Source organism: Streptomyces sp. SP17BM10 (assembly GCF_036322405.1).
Classification (GTDB): Bacteria; Actinomycetota; Actinomycetes; order Streptomycetales; family Streptomycetaceae; genus Kitasatospora.
In genome coordinates this window covers 1-302 of record NZ_JAQYXB010000685.1, presented here as the reverse complement: position 1 = coordinate 302, position 302 = coordinate 1, and the positions used below count along the sequence as shown (strand labels likewise).

1 rRNA gene is annotated in these 302 nt (G+C 55.0%); it reads right to left on the bottom strand.

The window, feature by feature from the left end:
* Positions 1–302, bottom strand: a 23S ribosomal RNA gene (locus PUR71_RS40770); the annotation flags it as partial.

Below are 302 nucleotides of genomic sequence, written 5' to 3'. Positions count from 1 at the left end.
TTATGTGAATGACACGACTTCGGTGATGTGCTTGAGCCCCGCTACATTGTCGGCGCGGAATCACTTGACCAGTGAGCTATTACGCACTCTTTCAAGGGTGGCTGCTTCTAAGCCAACCTCCTGGTTGTCTCTGCGACTCCTCATCCTTTCCCACTTAGCACCCGCTTAGGGACCTTAGTCGGTGTTCTGGGCTGTTTCCCTCTCGACCATGGAGCTTATCCCCCACAGTCTCACTGCCACGCTCTCACTTACCGGCATTCGGAGTTTGGCTAAGGTCAGTAACCCGGTGAGGCCCATCGCCT